The 18,842-nt window shown below is 70.4% G+C and carries 14 protein-coding genes, 1 pseudogene and 2 CRISPR repeat arrays; of the genes and pseudogenes, 6 read left to right on the top strand and 9 right to left on the bottom strand.

Going from position 1 to position 18,842, the window contains the following annotated elements; all coding sequences use genetic code 11:
- Positions 1-159 precede the first annotated feature (159 nt).
- Complete coding sequence (locus FHS42_RS16055; RefSeq protein ID WP_184572888.1) at positions 160-1,941, bottom strand: carboxyl transferase domain-containing protein; 1,782 nt, start codon at positions 1,939-1,941, stop codon at positions 160-162.
- Positions 1,942-2,178: 237 nt separating this feature from the next.
- On the opposite strand from FHS42_RS16055, the gene FHS42_RS16050 reads away from it, so the two are divergent.
- Positions 2,179-2,811, top strand: a complete 633-nt coding sequence (locus tag FHS42_RS16050) for a DsbA family oxidoreductase (protein WP_184572887.1) — start codon at positions 2,179-2,181, stop codon at positions 2,809-2,811.
- 134 nt (positions 2,812-2,945) lie between these two features.
- Here FHS42_RS16050 and FHS42_RS16045 read toward each other — a convergent pair whose 3' ends face one another.
- Positions 2,946-4,121: a DNA polymerase Y family protein gene (locus tag FHS42_RS16045; protein WP_184572975.1), complete on the bottom strand. Its 1,176-nt coding sequence runs from the start codon at positions 4,119-4,121 to the stop codon at positions 2,946-2,948.
- Between the two features lie 188 nt (positions 4,122-4,309).
- On the bottom strand, positions 4,310-8,485 hold the full coding sequence (locus FHS42_RS16040) for a DNA polymerase III subunit alpha (RefSeq protein WP_184572886.1): 4,176 nt from the start codon (positions 8,483-8,485) through the stop codon (positions 4,310-4,312).
- A gap of 318 nt (positions 8,486-8,803) precedes the next feature.
- On the opposite strand from FHS42_RS16040, the gene FHS42_RS16035 reads away from it, so the two are divergent.
- Positions 8,804-9,844: a YhgE/Pip domain-containing protein gene (locus FHS42_RS16035; protein WP_184572885.1), complete on the top strand. Its 1,041-nt coding sequence runs from the start codon at positions 8,804-8,806 to the stop codon at positions 9,842-9,844.
- Positions 9,845-10,217: 373 nt separating this feature from the next.
- A CRISPR array of direct repeats spans positions 10,218-10,674; the repeat unit is 29 nt; unit sequence GTGGTCCCCGCGCGTGCGGGGGTGGTCCC.
- Positions 10,675-10,812: 138 nt separating this feature from the next.
- On the opposite strand, the gene FHS42_RS16030 is transcribed toward FHS42_RS16035, so the two are convergent.
- From FHS42_RS16030 to FHS42_RS16020, 3 genes are read right to left on the bottom strand one after another with little or no spacing between them, the layout of a single operon-like run.
- Positions 10,813-11,181, bottom strand: coding sequence for a hypothetical protein (locus tag FHS42_RS16030; RefSeq protein WP_184572884.1), 369 nt, complete (start codon positions 11,179-11,181; stop codon positions 10,813-10,815).
- Positions 11,178-11,627, bottom strand: coding sequence for an NUDIX hydrolase (locus FHS42_RS16025; protein ID WP_184572883.1), 450 nt, complete (start codon positions 11,625-11,627; stop codon positions 11,178-11,180). Before FHS42_RS16025 ends, FHS42_RS16030 begins: the two co-directional genes overlap by 4 nt.
- Complete coding sequence (locus FHS42_RS16020) at positions 11,624-12,283, bottom strand: hypothetical protein (protein WP_184572882.1); 660 nt, start codon at positions 12,281-12,283, stop codon at positions 11,624-11,626. The genes FHS42_RS16025 and FHS42_RS16020 overlap by 4 nt, the downstream gene beginning before the upstream one ends.
- 243 nt (positions 12,284-12,526) lie before the next feature.
- Between FHS42_RS16020 and FHS42_RS16015 the strand changes: the two genes are divergently transcribed.
- From FHS42_RS16015 to FHS42_RS16005, 3 genes and pseudogenes are all read left to right on the top strand, one after another.
- Positions 12,527-13,738, top strand: a complete 1,212-nt coding sequence (locus FHS42_RS16015; RefSeq protein WP_184572881.1) for a helix-turn-helix transcriptional regulator — start codon at positions 12,527-12,529, stop codon at positions 13,736-13,738.
- A 392-nt stretch (positions 13,739-14,130) separates the two neighbouring features.
- Positions 14,131-14,769: a CRISPR direct-repeat array (repeat unit 29 nt; unit sequence ATGGTCCCCGCGCGTGCGGGGGTGGTCCC).
- A 70-nt stretch (positions 14,770-14,839) separates the two neighbouring features.
- Positions 14,840-15,050: pseudogene (locus tag FHS42_RS16010) on the top strand (DUF397 domain-containing protein).
- 149 nt (positions 15,051-15,199) lie between these two features.
- Positions 15,200-15,388: a DUF397 domain-containing protein gene (locus tag FHS42_RS16005; protein ID WP_184572880.1), complete on the top strand. Its 189-nt coding sequence runs from the start codon at positions 15,200-15,202 to the stop codon at positions 15,386-15,388.
- A gap of 144 nt (positions 15,389-15,532) precedes the next feature.
- On the opposite strand, the gene FHS42_RS16000 is transcribed toward FHS42_RS16005, so the two are convergent.
- Both FHS42_RS16000 and FHS42_RS37140 read right to left on the bottom strand, forming a co-directional pair.
- A complete protein-coding gene (locus tag FHS42_RS16000) occupies positions 15,533-15,880 on the bottom strand; it encodes a hypothetical protein (RefSeq protein ID WP_184572879.1) in 348 nt (115 codons plus the stop codon).
- Between the two features lie 27 nt (positions 15,881-15,907).
- Positions 15,908-16,279, bottom strand: coding sequence for an SPASM domain-containing protein (locus tag FHS42_RS37140; RefSeq protein WP_246494895.1), 372 nt, complete (start codon positions 16,277-16,279; stop codon positions 15,908-15,910).
- 417 nt (positions 16,280-16,696) lie between these two features.
- Here FHS42_RS37140 and FHS42_RS15990 point away from each other — a divergent pair, with 417 nt between their 5' ends.
- Positions 16,697-17,272, top strand: a complete 576-nt coding sequence (locus tag FHS42_RS15990) for a GNAT family N-acetyltransferase (RefSeq protein ID WP_246494850.1) — start codon at positions 16,697-16,699, stop codon at positions 17,270-17,272.
- A 267-nt stretch (positions 17,273-17,539) separates the two neighbouring features.
- On the opposite strand, the gene FHS42_RS38225 is transcribed toward FHS42_RS15990, so the two are convergent.
- Complete coding sequence (locus FHS42_RS38225) at positions 17,540-18,508, bottom strand: HEAT repeat domain-containing protein (RefSeq protein ID WP_281392760.1); 969 nt, start codon at positions 18,506-18,508, stop codon at positions 17,540-17,542.
- Positions 18,509-18,842 lie beyond the last annotated feature (334 nt).

The following is an 18,842-nucleotide window of genomic DNA, read 5'->3' as shown; positions in this document are numbered from 1 at the left end:
GGACGCTGCGGCGGGGCTGGGCGCGCGGACGGTGCGGCGGGGCTGGGCGCGCGGACGCTGCGGCAGAGGTGGGCGCCTCGGGTGCCTTCGCGCCGGTGCGCACCCTCGCGCGCCGCATGGCCCCGTATGGCCTCACGCACGGGGCCGGCGCGGCAGTCGTTACCCCCGTCCCGCCGCGCGCCGGGCAGCGAGGCGCTCCGCGGGGTCCCGGGCGCGCAGAGCGGCGAGTTCGGCACCCAAGATCACGCCGAGGCGAGTCAGGAACTCCGCGGGGGCATCGGCCGCATCCCGATCCCGTACGGGAGACACGGGCTCGGCGCCGGGTACGCCATCTCGTACCGTGGCGCCCGCCCGCGGCTCGGTCTCCTCCACCACCCGGTCCACGATCCCCGCCGCAAGCAGGTCTGCCGAGCGCACGCCCTGGCGTGCGGCGACCTCGTACGCCCGCTCCGTAGTCCGATACAAGATCGCCGAAGCCCCTTCTGGTGGCAGCGGCGACAACCATGCGTGGCGGGCCGCGAGAACCCGGTCGGCGGGCAGCAAGGCCAGCGCCCCACCTCCCGCGCCCTGGCCGAGCAGCAGGCACAGCGTCGGGGCGGGCAGCGTCACCAGATCGGCCAGACAACGGGCGATCTCACCCGCCAGACCACCCTCCTCCGCCGCCTGGCTCAGCGCGGCCCCCGCGGTGTCCACAACGGTCAACAGCGGCAGGCCCAGTTCGGCGGCGATCCGCATCCCGCGCCGCGCGGTACGTAGCCCGGCCGGGCCGAGCGGCTGCCCCACTCCCGCCGCGGCCCCGGCCCCGGCCTCGGCCCCGGCCGCAGCGCCGACCACCGGGCCGGTCTCGGCATCGGCGCCAGACGGCGCGTCCAGGCGGCGGCCCATCGCGCCGCCGGGGGCACCGGGATCACCGGGATCACCGCGATCGCCCCGGTCGTGCCCGAGGACGACGCAGGGCGTGCCGCCCACCTTGGCCAGCGCGAGGAGCATGCCGGGGTCATGCTCCCCCGCCCCCGTGCCGCTCAGCGGGGTGACGTCCTCGGCCGCAACCCGCAACAACGCCCGCACGCCCGGCCGTTCCGGGCGCCGTGAGCGGCGAATCGACTCCGCGGCGTCAGGCACCGGCAACGCACCGGGCGCAGGCGGCGCGGGGACAACGCCGGGTGCCAGCGGGATGCCGGGTGCCAGCGGGGCGCCAGGTGCCAGCGGGGTGCCGGGGCCCGGGGCCGCGTCAGGGGACCCATCGGTCGTGGGTCCACCACCGCTCAGGACCCGTAGAGCGCGCGCCGCCACGCCGGGCAGGTGGGCTGTCGGTAGGACCGCGTCAACCAGACCGTGCGCCAACAGGTTCTCCGCGACCTGCACACCCGCGGGGAACCGCTCCCCATAGAGCGCCTCGTGGACCCTGGGCCCCAGGAAGCCGATGAGCGCGCCGGGTTCGGCCGATGTGACATGGCCGAGCGAGCCCCAGGAGGCGAGGACGCCGCCCGTCGTCGGGTGACGTAGGTGGACGAGATAGGGCAGACCGGCCGCCTTGTGGGCCGTGATCGCCGCGGTGACCTTCACCATCTGAACGAAGGCGACGGTCCCCTCCTGCATCCGGGTCCCCCCGGACGCGGGCGCCGCGAGCAGCGGCAGCCGCTCCGCTGTGGCCCGCTCCACCGCCCGTACCAGCCGCTCCCCCGCCGCAACGCCGATCGACCCGGCCAGGAAGCCGAACTCGCAGGCCACGATCGCCACCCGCTGCCCGGAGAGCAAGCACTCCCCGGTGATCACGGACTCATCCAGACCGGTACGCTCCCGGGCCCGTTGCAGGGCGGCCAGGTAGTCCGGGTCGGCCGTTGTCACCTCGACCGGTTTGTCCCAGCAGCGCCAGCTTTTCGGGGCGGCAACGGTCTCGATCAGCTCACGTGCGGTCGGGCGTGGGCGAGTTCCGGTCATGTAGCACACCTTGCCACGCCTGGGCCCCGCCACACCTTCGCCCTTGCCGCCCAGCTCAACGCGGTACAGCGCCGGCGCAGTGCACCGCATACCACCGGCGGCCCCGCTCCCACCACCAATCGAAGAAAGTCTGGATGCCGGGCTTGACTTCAGGTTCGGTTGAAGTTGCATCGTTTTTCTGATGGTGCCGATCGCACCCGTGGGACAACGCCGGCGGCCGAGCGGAGGGGGTTTCCGATGAGGGTGGAAGTCTGGGTGGACGTGCTCTGCCCCTGGGGATACATCGGCAAACGGCGGCTGGAGCGAGCACTGGCCCGCTTCGACCGGCGGGCCGAGGTCGAAATCGTATGGCGGAGCCTGGAACTCGACCCGGGCAGTCCGCGGTTTCCGGGCGGGCCCATTGCGGACCTGCTGGTCGAGTACGGCGTGTACGAGAACCGTTCGGCGGCACTCAGGCAGTTCGAGATGATCGGCTACCTGGGGCAGCAGGAGGGCCTGGAGCTCCATCTCGCCACCGCCCTGCCGGCAAACTCCTTCGACGCGCACCGCCTGCTGCAACTCGCGGTCGAACGCGGGCTCGGTGACGCCATGATCGAGCGTCTGCTCCGCGGCTATCTGACCGAGAACATCGATGTCGCCGACCACGCCGCGCTGGTCCCGCTGGGCCGCGAGGTAGGGCTCGACACCGCGGAGATGTGGTCGGTTTTGGACAGCGACGCGTACGCGGGAAGCGTGCTTGCGGACCGCGATCTGGCGCGGGAGCGCGGCGTGCTGGGCTCGCCGACGTTCGTCGTCGGCGGACATGCCGCACCACTGGGCGCGCCATCGGTGGACACGCTGCTGGAACTGCTGGGACAGCCAGTGGGGTAGCCAGCCGGTACGCGGCGACTCGCTACGGGGAGTGCGAGTGGGAGTGGGAGTGCGAGTGGCGGTGACGGTGACGGTGACGGTCGCAATGGGGTGGGGCGAGGGCACGGTGGCGGGTCGGCCGGCGGGGGCGCGGGTTAGGCGACGCCCGCCGCTCCCGCCGGCCTGGCCGCGTGCGCCCCGAACTTGGCACGGGCCCGATCCGTCACGGCCTCGATCCGGCGGGCCTTGTCGTCGGCCGGATCGAAGGTGAGCTGCCGGGAGGAGAGTTCGGCAGCGGTCAGGTCCTCGGCGCGCAGCGCCACCGCCCGTACCCTGGCCCGCTCCAGGGCCAGCGCCTCGTGCAGCGCGTACGCGACGGAGGTCAGGGCCGGAGTGTGCGCGGTCGGCTCCGGCAGGGTCCTGCTCCGGGTGGTGACGGAGCGGTCGGCGTAACGAACCGTCAGCGTCACCGCGCGGGCCACCTGCCCGCTCGTACGCAGCCGTGAGCCAAGTTCGTCGGCGAGGGCGAGCAGCGCGCGCCGCCGCTGCGCGGGGTCCAGCTCATCGCCCGCGAAACGGTGCTCGGAGCCGATGGAACGGGCCAGCGAGTTGGGGGTCACGGGCACCCGGTCGATGCCGTGGGCCCGCTCGTAGACGGCGCGCCCGGCCGTGGCGCCCAGGATGCGTTGGAGGGTGCCCGGCGGCGCCGCCGCGATCCTGCCGACCTCACCGAGCCCGTACGCGTCCAGGGTGCGGGCCGTCACGGGGCCGACGCCGTCCAGGGCAGCGGCGGGTTTGCGGGCGAGGAAGGCGGCCACGGCCTTCGGGTCGTCCGGCACCGTACGCACCGCGCCCCGCCACCCGTACCGCGAACCATCCGGCGCCCCACCCTGCCGGCCGTCCCGCGCACCACTTCGCCAACCGCCGCCCGACGCACCACCCCGCGCGGCGTACCCGGAACCGCCCCGCCCCGCCCCGATGCGCTCTGCCTCGGTCCGCCCCGCTCCGGGGTGCCCCGCTCCGGTGCGCCCTGCTCCGGGGTACTGCCCGGCCGAGTGCTCCGCAGCGGCCATCCGCGCGAGCAGGGGGTTCGCGGCGACGCCCACGGTGCAGTCCACACCATGCCGGGCCAGGGCCCGTACCCGTACGATGCTCGCCAACTCGGCGGCGTCCCGGCCGAAGTACCGCAGCGCGCCCCGTACGTCCGCCAGCGCGGCATCGGGCGGCAGCGCCTGTACGACGGGGGTCAGCTCGGCGAGCAGCGCGAGCAGCCCCGTATAGGTGTCCTCCCCAAGGGGACCGCCGGCGGGCGCGTGGAACCGCACGAACAGTACGAACAGCACGGACCCGGCCGCCGGTCGGGCCTCCTCCCCTCCCGCCGCAGAACCGAGCGCCACGGGGCGGCCATCTCCGGCCCCCGCGCCCCAGCCCTCCGAGGATTCAGCCCCCGGACGGGGCCCCGGGCGGGGCACGTTCCGTCCGTTGGCTGTGACCCCGCTGTCTGTCATCCCGATGTCTGTCATCCCGCGCTCCCCGGGCTGGAGTGCCACAACTTGCGGCCCGTGGCGGCGCGTTCACCCGCGGGCTGGAGGTCGGCCCAGGGGTGCATGGTGTAACCGTTGGGCAGCCGGATGCGACGCCCGTCGTCCGGGCCCGCCGCCGCCCCGGACGCCGCACCCTCACCGCCGGGCCCCGTGCCCGCGCCGTCATCGGCGCCATCGCCCGCCCCGGCGCTCCGTGCCCCGTCCCCCTGCGCGAGACGGGTGGCGACCGCTTCGAGCCCTCCCGTACGGCGCAACTCGGCCAGCTCAGCAAGGTCCCAGGCCGCGGCGCCCACGACGCTGAAGCTACGCGGACCACGCCGCTGCACCACTCCCCTGATCAACAGCAGCCAGGAATGGAAGACCGTGTACGCACACGCCGCATGCCCCGATACGGCCTCCTGACCACCCTGACCACCCTGGCCACCCTGGTCACCTTGCCCCGCCTGCCCCTCCTGGCTCGACTGGCCCTCCTGGCTCATCTGACTTGCCCGGCCCTCCTGGCTGGTCTGGCTGGTCTGACTGGCCTGGTTGGTCTGGCTGGCCTGGCTGGTCTGGCTGGTCTGGCGATCCCCGCCGCGACGCTCGCCGTCCGGCGGTGGGCTGTCGAAGAAGGCGCAATCGACCAGCCCCGTACCGTCGTCGAGGGTGCTGAAGATGACCCGGCGTCCGGAGCGGATGGGTGGGGTCTGGGTCGCGGCCTTGGCCCCGGCGACAAGCACGGTCTCCCCGTGCCGTACCGAATCCAGCCGATCCGCGAAGGTCACGCCCAATTCCTCCAGAAAGTCGCGATGATCGTCCATGAGGTGCCGGGAGACGTCCATGTTGAGGACGCTGAGTTCGGCACCGAGCCGCTCCCCGGCATCGAGGTCGGGGAGCCCAGCAGGCGCAAACAACTCCCCAGCACCAGCACCAGCATCAGCACCCCCAGCGCCACCAACACCCGCGCCCGCACCCGCGGCAGCCCCCGGTCCCGCACTCGCCGCACTCGCGTCCAGCGGAAGCTGCCCCGTATGGGCGCCGCCGCCCCGCAGGCCGCGCTGCTGCCGGTGCAACTCGGCGATGTGCAGCAGCAGGTCCCGGCGGTTGACGCCGAACGCGTCCAACGCCCCGACCTCGGCGAGCCGTTCCGCGACCGGCCGCCCGGGCCGGGCGCGCCACCACAGGTCCCGCACCGAGGAGTACGGCTGCCCCGCCACAATGCGTGCCGCCTCGGCCTCGCTCATGCCGTGCACCTCACCGAGCGCCAACCGGACACCAAGCCGCTCGCCCCGGCCCCCGCTCTGGCCCCGTCCCCGGCCCCGAACCCGACCCTCACCATCGGACACCAGTTCGATGCGATAGGCAGCCGCCGACCGGTTCACATCCAGCGGCAGGATCGGCACCCCACGCCGCCGCGCGTCCGCGAGGAGCAGCCGCTTCGGGTACATCCCGGGATCGTGGGTGAGCAGTCCGGCGTAGAAGGCCGCCGGATGGTGGGCCTTGAGCCAGGCGGACTGATACGTCGGGACGGCGAAGGCCACGGCGTGCGCCTTGCAGAAGCCGTACGAGCCGAACGCCTCGACGATCTCCCAGGTACGCGCCACCACCCGCGGTTCATAACCCCGTGCGCCGGCCTCCTGCGCGAACCACGCCCGCACCCGGCCCCGTCGCTCCATGTTCGACAGCGCGCGCCGTGCCTCGTCGGCCAGTCCGCGATCGCAGCCGGTCATGATCCGCATGATCTCGATGACCTGCTCGTGGAAGACGACCACGCCGTACGTCTCGCGCAGCGGCTCCTCCAAATCCGGGTGCGGGTAGCGCGGCGGCTTGCGCCCGTGCCGCGCCTCGATGAAGGGGCGCACCATGTCGGCGGCGACGGGGCCGGGCCGGAAAAGCGATATGTCGACTACAAGGTCATGAAAAGTGCTGGGCTGGAGCCGCCCGATCAGGTCCCGCTGGCCGGGTGACTCGATCTGGAAGCAACCCAGCGTTTCGGCCGAACTGATCAGCCCGTACGTCGCCGGGTCGTTCGGTGGCACCTGCGCCGGGTCGTCCAGGTCCAGCGGCCTACCGGTGATCCGGGCGACCTCCCGGGTCGCGTGCGCCATCGCCGACTGCAACCGCACCCCGAGGACATCGAGTTTGAGCAGCCCCAACTCCTCCACGTCGTCCTTGTCGAACTGGGACATCGCAAAGCCCACACCGTGCGGGCCGCCGCTGCCGCCCCCAAGGCCGGCCAGACCGTCCGCGCCGTATCCCGCGCCGGCGGCGGTGCCGTCCGCACCCATCGCCCCGCGCATGCCGCCCACGCCCGAGCCGCCGCCCGCGCTGGTCACCACAGGGGTGCGGGCGCGCAGTGTGGCGTCCGAGAGCAGCACCCCGCACGGGTGCATGGCGATCCCGCGCGGCAGCCCGTCCAGCGCCTCGACCAGGTCCCACAACGGGGCGCGGTCGCCCATCCTGGCGGCGACGCCGCGCAGCTCCGGCAGTTCGGCCAGAGCCGCGCGGGCATCCTTGGCGCGGATGTGCGGAAAGGACTTGGCCAACCGGTCCACCTCCTCCGGGTCCATGCCCAGTGCCGCGCCCACATCGCGTACGGCATGGCGCACCCGGTAGGTCTCGGGCATGGAAACGGTCGCGACCCGGTCGGCGCCGAAGCGGTCGAAGATCGCGCGGTAGACGTCAAGGCGGCGGGCCGACTCCACGTCGATGTCGATGTCGGGCAACGCGTTGCGCCGTACGGACAAAAAGCGCTCCATCAGCAGCCCGTGCCCGACCGGGTCAGCGTGCGCGATGCCCAGCAGATGGACGACGAACGAGCCGGCGCCCGAACCCCGCGCGGCGACCCGAACGCCCAGCGCGCGGGTGTCGTCCACGACCTGGGCGACGGTCAGGAAGTACGAGGCGTAACCAAGCTGTCCGATGGTGCGCAGCTCGGTCTCCAGCCGGTCCCAGCGCGCCCGGTCGCGGTCGTAGCCGCGCACCACCATGGCGGCGGCGCAGCGCGAGCGCAGCGTCCGCTCCGCGGTGTGCCCGATGGCCCCGACCAGTCGCGGTTCGGGGAAGTGCACGCTGCCGAGCCCCAGATCGTCCTCCGGGTCCACCTGGCAGGCGGCGGCCGTGGCCTGGGTCTGGTCCAGCAGCCGGTACGCGGCGTCCCGCCGGAACCCGGCCGCCTCCACGATCCGCTCCGCGACCCGGACCATGCCGTTCACGTCCTTGAGCCACCGCTCGCCGCTGTCCAGCTTGTCCGGGGTACGCGAGGGGATGGGGACCAGCCTGCGGGCGGCGTCCAGCACGTCCGCGACCGGCCCCTGTCCCGGGTCGGCGTACCGTACGGCGTTGCTCAGTACGGGGCGTACGCCCTGCTCTGCGGCAAAGCCGACGGTACGAGCCGCGAGCCGCAGCGACCCGGGCCCGGAACCGGCCGGGGAACCGGCTGCGGTGGGAAGGGCCGGGCCGGTGGCGGCACCGACAGTGGGCTTGGAGCCGGCGCGGCCCCACTGCGCGGCGGCCACGACCGAAGCGGCGGACGCGGCAGGGTCCTGAGCATGTCCGCGCCCCGGCCCCGGTACCGCGGTGGGCCCGCCATGCCAGACGGCCTCAAGCCGCAGCGCGTCGCCGAACAGTTCGCGCCAGGGGGCCAGCAGCCGCGCGGCGCGATCGGGCCGCCCGGCGGACAGCGCACGGCCGACGTCGGACTCGGGGCCAAGCAGCACGGTCAGCGGCGCGAGCGCGCTTGGCATGCTGTCGGCCACCGCCACCAGGTCCTCCCAGCGCAGCAGCGGACGCTCCTCGCCCCCGGCGTGCGCGGCGGAGACCAGGCCGCACAGCGCACCCCAGCCGGCCGCGCCGTCCCGGGCGAGGAAGACCATCCGGGGCGCGGACTCATCGATAAACGCGCCGCCCCGCACCGGCGCGCGCCGCCTAGCCGTACGCCCCGGCCCTGGAGCCGCAGGCCGTACGGCCAGGTCAACGCCGAAGAGGGGGCGCACCCCGGCGGCCGAAGCCGCCTTGGCGAACCGCACCGTACCCGCAAGGCTGTCCCGGTCGGTCAGCGCGACCGCGTCCATGCCGCGCTCGGCGGCGCGCTCGGCCAGCCGCTCCGGGTGCGAGGCCCCGTATCGCATCGAAAACCCGGATGCGACGTGCAGATGCGTAAACCCTGGCACCCGCACGCACCTCCTCACTCGCCAACCTGACCACTACTGCCACCCCCCACTACCGCCGCCGCCCCACCCGGCCTCAGGCTGCCCCGCAGCCACTCCGACCCATTTGCCCCACTTCCCGACCGACTGTTTTCCGCCATCTCTTCCTCTCACCATACCCCCCAGCTCGAACATTCGTGCGAATGCCATTTCCTCGGCTCCCCCGCCTCCTCCGCACCCGCCACCCCTCACCCGACCGGCGCGCCGAGGCTGCGGGCCGACGCCGCCCCACGCACCATATGGAGAGGCAAATGGCCAGGTAGAAGCGGCGAGGAGCGGTGGATGACAGCGACGCGCGAGGACATTGACCGCACCTTCGGGCAGGAGGTCAAAAACGCGGTATCGACACGCGCCGCGCTACTCGTCATCGGCGTACTGCTGCTCCAACTGGCCTTCATCCTCTCGTACGTCGGCTCTTTCCATCGGCCGAAACCTGACCATGTGTCGATTGCCGTCGTGGCACCGAAACAGGTCAGCAGCCAGGTGGTGGGCAAGCTCGACAAGCTGCCGGGCGGCCCGCTCGATCCACGGGCCGTGAAGAGCGAGGCGGAGGCGGTACGACAGATCAAGCACCGGGACATCAACGCGGCGCTGATCGTCGATCCACGCGGCAACACCGACCGACTCCTCGTGGCCAGCGGCGCGGGCTCCTCGCTCGTCCAGGCCGTCGAGCTGGTGGTGACCAAGGCCGAGAAGGCCGATCAGCGCTCGGTACGCACCGAGGACATCGCCCCGACCGCGGCCGACGACAGCCGGGGCCTGACCTCGTTCTACCTGGTGGTCGGCTGGTGCGTGGGCGGCTACCTGTGCGCCGCCGCACTCGCCGTCAGCGCGGGCGCCCGCCCCGCGAACGGCAGCCGGGCCACCATCAGACTCGGCACCCTCGCCGTCTACTCGATCGCCGCAGGCCTGGGCGGCACGATCATCGTCGGGCCAATCCTCGGCGCACTGCCCGGCAGCGTGTTCGGCCTGTGGGGGCTCGGCGCACTGGTGGTCTTCGCCGTCGGGGCAACCACCCTCGCCTGCCAGGGCATCGCGGGCATCGTCGGCATCGGCCTGGCAATCCTGATCATCGTCATCCTGGGCAACCCCAGCGCGGGCGGCGCCTACCCCTACCCCCTACTACCCGACTTCTGGCAAGCCATCGGCCCCGCCCTCCCCCCGGGCGCAGGCACCTGGACGGCCCGCTCCATCGCCTACTTCCAGGGCAACGCGATTACCGGCCCCCTCCTGATCCTGGCCGCGTGGGCGCTAGCGGGCACGATCATCACGCTGACCCTGGCAGTACGCCGCAAGGGCAGGGAGGCCGCGGCCTTGGGGTAACGCCGGGCGCTGGGCGCTTAGCCCTTGGGGTTGGGGGTTGGTTGGGATTGGGGGCTGGGAGCTTGGTGTTGGGGGCTGGCTGGGCTTGGGGCTGGGCGCTGTGTGGTTGGGCGCTGCGTGGTTGGGGCTGAGGGCTTGGGGCTGAGTCGGGCTGAGGTCTCGGGTCTGGGTTCTGGTCTCGCTGTTACGGGGCCTCTGAACGTCCCCCGGCGCGACCTTCATTGCCGATCACCTGGCTGCGGAGGGGAGGGCTGGCATAGCGTGTGACGAACATGCCGACGGCTGAGGAGTGACGGCTTTGCGAGCTATGCCGGAATCCGCGAAAGTGAGTAAAAACCGGGTCAGCGCGCGGTAACGTCGCAGGTCACGAACTGTGGTCCCCGCGCGTGCGGGGGTGGTCCCAGAGCAGGCACTCGTAGCGGGCGCGCGGGACGGTGGTCCCCGCGCGTGCGGGGGTGGTCCCTCTTCCCCCTTGTCCCGGATCTGCTGGAGGGCGTGGTCCCCGCGCGTGCGGGGGTGGTCCCATCGTCAGCCTGGACGAGAACGGCCGCGGCTGGTGGTCCCCGCGCGTGCGGGGGTGGTCCCCGGAAAGGACTGCCCGGTGACCACGCCACCCGGTGGTCCCCGCGCGTGCGGGGGTGGTCCCGCCCGTACAAATAGCCGGAGTTGCACGCGCGGGTGGTCCCCGCGCGTGCGGGGGTGGTCCCGGGGCCACAAAGGCGCTGGTGGAAAGTTACGGCGTGGTCCCCGCGCGTGCGGGGGTGGTCCCGGAACCTGCCGCCGTAGTTGTACGGGGGCATCGTGGTCCCCGCGCGTGCGGGGGTGGTCCCCAGGTCTTCTTGTGCGCGTCCTGGATGCCCCGGTGGTCCCCGCGCGTGCGTGGGTACCACTCGCGGTTGCCGAGGTTTTCCCGGCAGTGGTGTCTCGTATGGGCCCCAGCCATGAACCGGGGCCCATGCGGGTGTCCGCTACCTGCCTGATCGCTTGGTGTCTGTGCGTCGTGGTGTTCGCTGGTTGAGGCGGGTGAGGGTGCGGGTGTAGTGGTGGGTCCAGAGGTGGTTGATGTGGGTGAGTGCGGTGGTGGCGAGGAGTTGGAGTGCGGGGGTGGCGGTGGGCAGGCGGAGTGGTGGTTCGTTCTCGCAGAGGTCGGCTGTGCCGAAGGTGGAGACGTGGAAGCGGGCGTGGCCGCTGTGGGCGCGGTGGGTGGCCATCCACACGTCTACTTCGGCGATGGTGAGCCTGTCGTCTGCCTCGGCTTCGCACTCGTCGCCGTCTCCCAGGCAGAACGCGGCGTAGCCGTGCCGGTGGGTCTGCCAGTGGCGGGGCAGGGGGATCATGGGCGGGTTTCCTTTCGCGGTGGGGTGGTGATGGCGGCGTGTAGGGCGCGGGTGATGACGTCGTCCAAGCCCTCGCTGGGAGCCCAGCGACGACGGTGGGGGGCGGGGTGGCAGTGACAAGGGCTGAATTCCCCGGCCGCTATCCGGGCGTCGGTGCCGGAGGTCCATCCGCCATCGACGACCAGCGTCATGCGCTCGGGCCGGCGAAAGTCCGTGGCCAAGACGCGATGGCGAGGTGGCAGTTGCAGCCCGAGTGCGCATGCGGTGCGTGCGGCTGCGGACAGCAACAACTCACCAGGGCGCAGGATGACACCGGGCAGGTACCACGGCGGCGCACCCTCATGCACGAGGAGAACCTGCGGCAGACCGCTGGTCACATCGCCCGGTGCGTGGGGGTTGCGGGGTTTCCAGATCAGCAGGGCCACGCGAAGTTGCCGGGCGCTCATGAGGCGCTGTCCGGGGTGGTGGGGGTGTCAGCGAGGTAGTCGAGCCCGCAGTCGCTGGGTGTCTTGCCGTTGGTGGTCATGACCCCGGCCGCATCCGCGCCATCCGCCCAAAAGAAGCCACCTGTCCCGGCGAGCGCGTCCAGCGGGAGTTGAATGCGGTGGGGGTTGGTGCGTAGCTCGTCGGATGCCAGCGCTTTGGGGTCAAACAGCGCGTTTTCGTAGGCGTGTTGGAAGTCGATGTCTGACACGGGCTCCCACGCGTCCGCGGTTTCGGCCCGACCGGCGTTGGCGAGGAAGAACCGCAACACCGCACCCTGCACCGTCCGTACGGTGTGCTGCCCAGTCAGCACCGAACTCCGCTTCGCGGCACTGGTCACCGCGGGCCCGCTCTGCTCACGCTGGTGCTCCGCGCCCCGGTGTGCGCGCAGTGTTTCCACGGCTTTGCGGTACCGCAGCCAATCCCGCAACGCACACGCACGGTCCCGGACGATGGCCACCGCCCGGCACGTGGCGCACGGCCGGGTAGCGGGTGCGGTATCGACATGACCCATCAAGGGCACATCGCACGCCAACTGGTCGTTGAGCGCGAGAAGTTGAGACAGCTTGGCGTCAATGGGTTCCGGGGCGGGCGGCCAATGGCCGGGGTGCTCGGTCATCGGCGCACCCCCCACTGACCGCTGCGGTGACGATCGATTGGGCACGTAAACTTGAGCACGGCTGCCTGCCTCTTTCAGGTGACCCACGCCCGCGGACGTTCGTCGCGTCGCGGAAGTCTCTTCGGAAGGCGTATGCAACCGCGTGCCCAAGGTGCGGCACCACAGCAGAAAAGCCGCACTGACGCCTCACGGTGGCCTCACTGGCTACCCTGACCAGGGCAGCCACCCGGACGGGAGAGGACGATGACGGACAACCGGCGACGGAGGTTCGCAGAGCGTCGGAAGGCGTGCGGGTTCAATCAGGAGGAATTCGCCGAAGCAGTGGGGGCAGACCGTTCCACCGTGCAGCGCTGGGAATCCGGCAAGAATGAGCCGCAGCCGTGGCAGCGGCCGAGAATCGCCAAAACTCTGCACATCACGGCCCAAGAGCTAAACGCCCTGTTGACCCCGGACGCCTATTCACACCCCCCGTCCTTTACGCAATGGGTTGCGGACTCCCTCCCCGCCACAGATGACGAATTCGAGGCGCTTGAATTAGCACGTCGCGTGTCAGCGAGCGATGTTGGTTCGGAGACACTCAACCGCCTTGAAAGTGCGTTCGATGAGCTAGCAATGAAGTATCCAGTGTCCCCACCGCAAGAGCTTTTGCAACGTGTACGCAAGCATTCTGCCTACGTGATGCATCTCATGGATGCCCGGATGACGCTGGGCGAGCAACGACGTCTTTTCGTTGTCGGCGGATGGTTTCAACTCCTGGGCGCAACAGTCCACATTGATCTCAATCAGAAATACGCAGCTACAGCGCGTCTACGAGCAGCTATGACTTTGGCCCAACATACCGGCCACCTTGAGATACAAGCATGGTGCTTCGAAACAGATGCCTGGCGCTCTCTCACGGAAGGCGAGTATCTGCGAGCGGTAGAGCTGTCGCAAACAGCGCAAAGCCTGTCCCCCAAGGGCAGTTCGGCGGAGATCCAAGCCACGGCACAGGAAGGGCGGGCACGGGCTCGCCTAGGAGAAGGGAAGGAGACTTACGCAGCTATCAAGAAAGTCCAGCGTGCATCCGGTTCCCTAGCCCCTCGCGCGGGCAACGAACACCACTACCAGTATGACCCCGCCAAGTCGCTCTCCTACACTGCGACAACACTGGCGTGGCTAGGTGATCCTGCGGCCGAGACGCATGCGCGGGAAGTTATTGCACGCCTCACTCCCACTAAGGATGTCCACAAATGGCCGCGCCGGGTCGCATCGGCCAATATCGATTTAGCTCTGACCCTCCTCAGCGGCGATCGTTTGGACGAAGCGTGCCAGGCGGCGCAGCGAGCCATACTGTCCGGTCGAGTGGTGCCTTCAAATCATTGGCGAGCCCTTGAGGTAGTCAAGGTGGTAGAGGCGCGACAACTTCCCGAGGCGTCGGGTCTCCGTGAGGCTTACCAAGAGCTTAAGCGCTTCTAACGAGGCTCGTTGTTCGGCCAAGAGTGGCGAGCCTTGTATTATCCGCGCCGCACGATGCTTCCGTACTCACATGGAGCACAGGCGAATCTTTGAGCGCGACGAGCCTCTCGCATTGGGCGCATCGCCCCCGTGCGCAACCAACGGCACTTAAGGCCGCCGGCCCAACACCCGAGCGTGACAGTCAGCCCATGGCAGAATGCACATGGCAGGGCGGAAGTTATAGAAAAAGATGGTGAGTTCGTGGCCGTGGTGCGCTCAGCATCGCGATTGTCCACGAGCCAGTGCAGCAACAAACGAAACGCCTAGAATCAAGGGGTTTGCGCCGAATGTCGGAGTTTGAAGAAGTGGGTAAAAACCGGGGTCAGGCTCGGTAAAGCCGCTGGTCGCGAACTATGGTCCCCGCGCGTGCGGGGGTGGTCCTCTCGACAAGCTTTTTGCGATCGCGGGCATGCTATGGTCCCCGCGCGTGCGGGGGTGGTCCCTCGATCACTGACCCATCATCAGTGCAGCTCCGATGGTCCCCGCGCGTGCGGGGGTGGTCCCTCCACGCAGCCACCCGCGATGGGAACTACCCAATGGTCCCCGCGCGTGCGGGGGTGGTCCCACCATCTCGCCACCTTCGGCGGGCCCCGGCCAATGGTCCCCGCGCGTGCGGGGGTGGTCCCTGCGTGTTCTTCGCCCTCGAACCCAACGAGCTATGGTCCCCGCGCGTGCGGGGGTGGTCCCTGGAACGGTGGCGCAGCGCTCCGCGGCACCCGATGGTCCCCGCGCGTGCGGGGGTGGTCCCAGCAGCCTTGGGTGCGGGAGTCAGGCGCTTGGATGGTCCCCGCGCGTGCGGGGGTGGTCCCCTCCTCAGCCATCTCTTGGGGTAGTTCCTTGGATGGTCCCCGCGCGTGCGGGGGTGGTCCTGCCGGCAGTTGGGGTGCTGGAGTCCGGCCCGGATGGTCCCCGCGCGTGCGGGGGTGGTCCCAGGCCGTGCGCGCGCATCGGGCCCGCCATGGCATGGTCCCCGCGCGTGCGGGGGTGGTCCCCTGCTGCTTGGCCCCGGATGCTTCCAGGGCAATGATCAGGGCGCTTCGTACGGGCAAGCAGACGTAAATGATGAAGGCGGACAGCCGACAGCGGTGGGTGGCGTCCAGCTACAGCGGAGCCAACGGCGGGCAATGCGTCGAATGGGCCCCCGACCACGCACACACACGGGCTCGTCCCAGTCCGAGACAGCAAAAACCCGCACGGTCCGGCGCTAGCCTTCGAGGCGTCGGCCTGGTCGGCGTTCGTCGCCGGCATCAAGGCGGGCGAGTTCGGAGTCTGACCCGCCAACGCAAAGAGCCCCGCCACTCCTCTGTTAGGGAGTGGCGGGGCTTCGCGTCATAGCACGCGCGATAACTCCCGCTGAGCGTAAGCGTCCAGGCAGGTTTTCCACGCGAGACGGAAGATGAGACCGAGAAGAGGAGTACGGCAATGAGTGAAAAGTGGTCCAAATCCTCCTACAGCGGCTCGAACGGGGGGCAGTGCGTCGAGATTTGCACGCAATCAAAGCGCACTTGCGTCCGAGACTCGAAAGATCAAGAGGGCTCCGCTCTCAGCTTCGACGCATCGGCCTGGTCCTCGTTTGTAGCCGGCGTCAAGGCGGGCGAGTTTGCTATTTGACCCACCGACGCGAAGAAGCCCCGTCACTCCCAAGTTGAGGAGTTACGGGGCTTTCTCGTCAGTCCGTGGTGCGTGTCTGATTGGCCAGAGTCCGCCATGCATCACGGAGGACGGACGCGCAGAAGGGGCAGCCAGGGTCGGGAGTCAGCGGGAGGCAGACACAGAGGCGTTCTGGACGCGAAGATCAGCTAGCCGCCGCTGATACAGGGGTCCGGCAACAAAAGCCCCTCTTGCCTCGCTGGGGGCGGACTGCTCGATGAGGTGATGGGCCACGGCCTTGAGGTGAGCGGACCATGCCAGCACATGCTGCTGAGCGGTCCGCCCACATTCCTGGGGCTCACCGGGCAGGCACAGCTGGAGTTCGGGGCCGACCTTGTTTGCCGCGTGCCGAACGTAGCGGGCGATCGTGGCCCATTCCTCTTCGGTCCGCTGCGTGGCGTTGCTTCCGCTCTCCCATCCCCATGCCCCGAAGTCGTCCCCATGATCGTCCATTGGCGTGCTCCCGATGATCGCAGTGAGTTAGGCCGGTGATCCGATCGTAGCGGCGCTGTCCGCCTCCCTGGGGTCACAGTGCCCGACCGAGGGAACGCACGGATCACACGGGCCGCACATGGGCAGGAACTGAGGAGTACAGGCCTGTGCGCCTTCTCCGTGCTCGGCGGTGATGCTGGCAAGAACCTCTGCCATCCGGTCCCCGCCCCATATCTCAGAGAGGGGGGAATTCTGTACGTTCCCGATGTTCAGGGATCGACCGAGCACGCACGGCCATACGTCACCGGTCGGACCGATGGCGCATTTCTCGTGAGCGCAGTGCCCGCACAGGTCGCTGATCGTCGGGGCAGCACCCTTACTCGCCCGTCCGAATGCCCGGGTTCTGTCTCCGCCCCCCATTCCCACGCCGAGCGCCGTAAGGTCCCTGGCCGCCTCCTGGACGCGCCGATCTTCCCGGAGCGACACGACTCCGTCGCGAAGCGGAATATTGAGGCTCAGCGCCTTTTCTACGTTCGCCCGGGTTCGCCTGTGGGAACCCCGGAGCCTGGTCACTGCGTCATGCTCCTCCGACGCATCGGAGTAGTAGACGTGGCGAGTTTGACTCCGCAGTCCGTGAACGCCTCCCACAGCTCATCCCGGATGTGGGTCATGTTCCGTCAAGCCACCGCCCATGAGCGGCGCCAACCATCACCGACTCCCCACCGGGCCTCGCTGACGCGGGCGGCCACGGCTCCATGCGGGTGACCGGCACCCGAAGATCGCCACGCGGGCGTTATCAGTGGATCATCCCGATCTCGCTCAACTACGCTTTCCGTCATGGATGTTCAGGTACGGGAGATGACCGAGGACGATATCGACGCCGTGGCCACCGTACGGGTGCGGGGTTGGCAGACCGCGTACGTCGGGCTGATGCCCCAGACGTATCTGGATGCCATGAGCGTGAGTGAGGACGCCGCCCGGCGTCGGGAGTTTTTCGCCCGTGGTCTCGGTGATGTGATCAACCTGGTTGCGGAGGGGCCCATGGCCGGTGACAGAGGCACCGGGGGCCGCAGTGGCGGAGGCACCGGGGGCGAGGTCGTGGGGTGGGCCTGTTGTGGGCCGTATCGGGATCAGGATCTGCCGTCCGGGGACGCCGAGGTGTACGCGCTCTACGTGCTGCCGGAGCGGATCGGTACGGGCATCGGGCGGGCGCTGCTCGCCGAGATGCTGCGGAGGTTGGCTGAGCGGGAGTTCCCCCGCGTACGGCTGTGGGTGGTGCGCGGCAACGAGCGGGCCGAGCGGTTCTACGCCCGCGCGGGGTTCGCCCCGGACGGGGGCGAGGAGTCGTACGACGTGGACGGGGCCCAGGTGCCGGAGGTGCGCTACGCGCTCACCCTGCCGCCCTCGGCGTAGATCGGCACAGATCGGCGTAGGTCGGCACAGTTCGGCGTAGGTCGGCGCAGATCTGCCGGGCTCCCCCACTACACCCCGCGCCCAGGCACCGCGCCCAGGCAACCCGGGCCCCGCTCTCGACGTAACGTGGCGCGGCTCAGCGCCAACCGGCCAAGCTGCCGCCTGACCCCACAGCCTCACCCCAGCCAGCCCCGTAACCCAGCACAACCCAGCCCCGTAGCCCAGCCCAGCCCAGCACAGCACAGCCCCACCCCGCACCCGCACCCGCTACGGGTTCGGCCTCGGGCGTTGTCCCGGGGGTCTCGTACCGGGGCGCGGGTCCCGCCGCCCCGGTGGCACGCCTCGCGCGCCACCGCCCCCCGGTCCATCACGAGGATCACGAGGATCACGAGGCCCAGGCACCCCGCCGCCCCAGGCCGCGTCGCGGGCCCCACGCGTCCCGTCGTCCCGTGCGCCGTCCGCCCGCGCGGCGCCGCCCGGCCTCGGCGTCTTGCCGGCCAGCAGGGCGAGAGCGGTATCCGCCTCGGGGCGTAACCGTTCATGCTCGCGTGCCGCCGCCAGGACCGGGATCGCGCGCCGGTCCCCCAGCGTGCCGAGCCCGACCACGCACGCGCGGGCGATCGGCCAGTAGTGGTCCCGCTCGGCTAACAGCCGCCGCAGCGTGGTGACCAGGGCGGGCACCGACTCGGGGGCGCGCAGTTCCACCAGTAGCCGGATGGGGTGGAGCGCATAGGCGGTACGCAGCGGGTTGGTGGCGAGGACCGCCGCCGCGCGCGCGGTGCGCGGGTCACCGAGCCTGGCCAGCGCGCGGGCCGCGGTCGCGCAGTGGGCCGGGTCGCGGTAGTTGAGGAGCATCACCAGCGGCTCGAAGGCCCGCCGGTCGCCCGCGCAGCCCAGGACGAAGGCCGCGGTCTCTCTGGCGCACAACGGCTGCCCGTTCGCGACGAGCACTCGGGCCAGTTCCTCGCGTGCGGTGGAGGTGTTCTGGCGTACGAGAGCGAGGAGATGCTCATACGCCGCGTAATCGGCCGATGTTGTCAGCGATGCCCGTGCACGGGCCGCCAGTTCGCGGAGTTCTTCTTCCATCTCCCGCCTCCCCTTGCCCTTGTCTTTGCCCCGTAGCGCCGTGGTCACGCTCGCATCGGCCCGCACCGTTTCCCAAGCCTGCCCTGTTACGCACCGCGATGTTCCGTAATGGACGGTGCTGAACCGCCATGAGCGGCCACGAACGGTCATGAGCGGGGGTGTGTTGCTACGCCCTGCCGCGGGTGCCCGTACGGCATGTACCCCCGCCCGCTTCATGCCCACTCCTGCCCGCGCCCGCCTGCCGGCCGAGTACACCTACCGACCGAATACGCCCACCCCTACGGCGCGGTCCCGCGCCCACGCCCCACGCCCACCTCGCCACCGCGCCCCTCACCACTGTGACCCGCGCCACGCGACTGTGGCGGAAACGGACCCTGGCGTTCTTGGTTACCGGCGAGTTAAGCTCCCCGGCACGAGCAGCACCCCTGCTCTGGCGGCCTGGTGACGCAGCCGCCAAAGAAGTAGATGAAGTGAAGTCGGTTCG

Source organism: Streptomyces zagrosensis (assembly GCF_014203645.1).
GTDB lineage: Bacteria > Actinomycetota > Actinomycetes > Streptomycetales > Streptomycetaceae > Streptomyces > Streptomyces zagrosensis.
The sequence above is the reverse complement of the archived record's forward strand: the minus strand, read 5'-3'. Positions and strand labels throughout refer to the sequence as shown.

Excerpts from the sequence above, each read along its gene's own strand:
- FHS42_RS16055 (WP_184572888.1), bottom strand. The coding sequence starts at position 1,941 with ATGACCGGAACTCGCCCACGCCCGACCGCACGTGAGCTGATCGAGACC.
- FHS42_RS16050 (WP_184572887.1), top strand. The coding sequence starts at position 2,179 with ATGAGGGTGGAAGTCTGGGTGGACGTGCTCTGCCCCTGGGGATACATC.
- FHS42_RS16035 (WP_184572885.1), top strand. The coding sequence starts at position 8,804 with ATGACAGCGACGCGCGAGGACATTGACCGCACCTTCGGGCAGGAGGTC.
- FHS42_RS16030 (WP_184572884.1), bottom strand. The coding sequence starts at position 11,181 with ATGATCCCCCTGCCCCGCCACTGGCAGACCCACCGGCACGGCTACGCC.
- FHS42_RS16025 (WP_184572883.1), bottom strand. The coding sequence starts at position 11,627 with ATGAGCGCCCGGCAACTTCGCGTGGCCCTGCTGATCTGGAAACCCCGC.
- FHS42_RS16020 (WP_184572882.1), bottom strand. The coding sequence starts at position 12,283 with ATGACCGAGCACCCCGGCCATTGGCCGCCCGCCCCGGAACCCATTGAC.
- FHS42_RS16015 (WP_184572881.1), top strand. The coding sequence starts at position 12,527 with ATGACGGACAACCGGCGACGGAGGTTCGCAGAGCGTCGGAAGGCGTGC.
- FHS42_RS16005 (WP_184572880.1), top strand. The coding sequence starts at position 15,200 with ATGAGTGAAAAGTGGTCCAAATCCTCCTACAGCGGCTCGAACGGGGGG.
- FHS42_RS16000 (WP_184572879.1), bottom strand. The coding sequence starts at position 15,880 with ATGGACGATCATGGGGACGACTTCGGGGCATGGGGATGGGAGAGCGGA.
- FHS42_RS37140 (WP_246494895.1), bottom strand. The coding sequence starts at position 16,279 with ATGGGGGGCGGAGACAGAACCCGGGCATTCGGACGGGCGAGTAAGGGT.
- FHS42_RS15990 (WP_246494850.1), top strand. The coding sequence starts at position 16,697 with ATGGATGTTCAGGTACGGGAGATGACCGAGGACGATATCGACGCCGTG.
- FHS42_RS38225 (WP_281392760.1), bottom strand. The coding sequence starts at position 18,508 with ATGACCGTTCGTGGCCGCTCATGGCGGTTCAGCACCGTCCATTACGGA.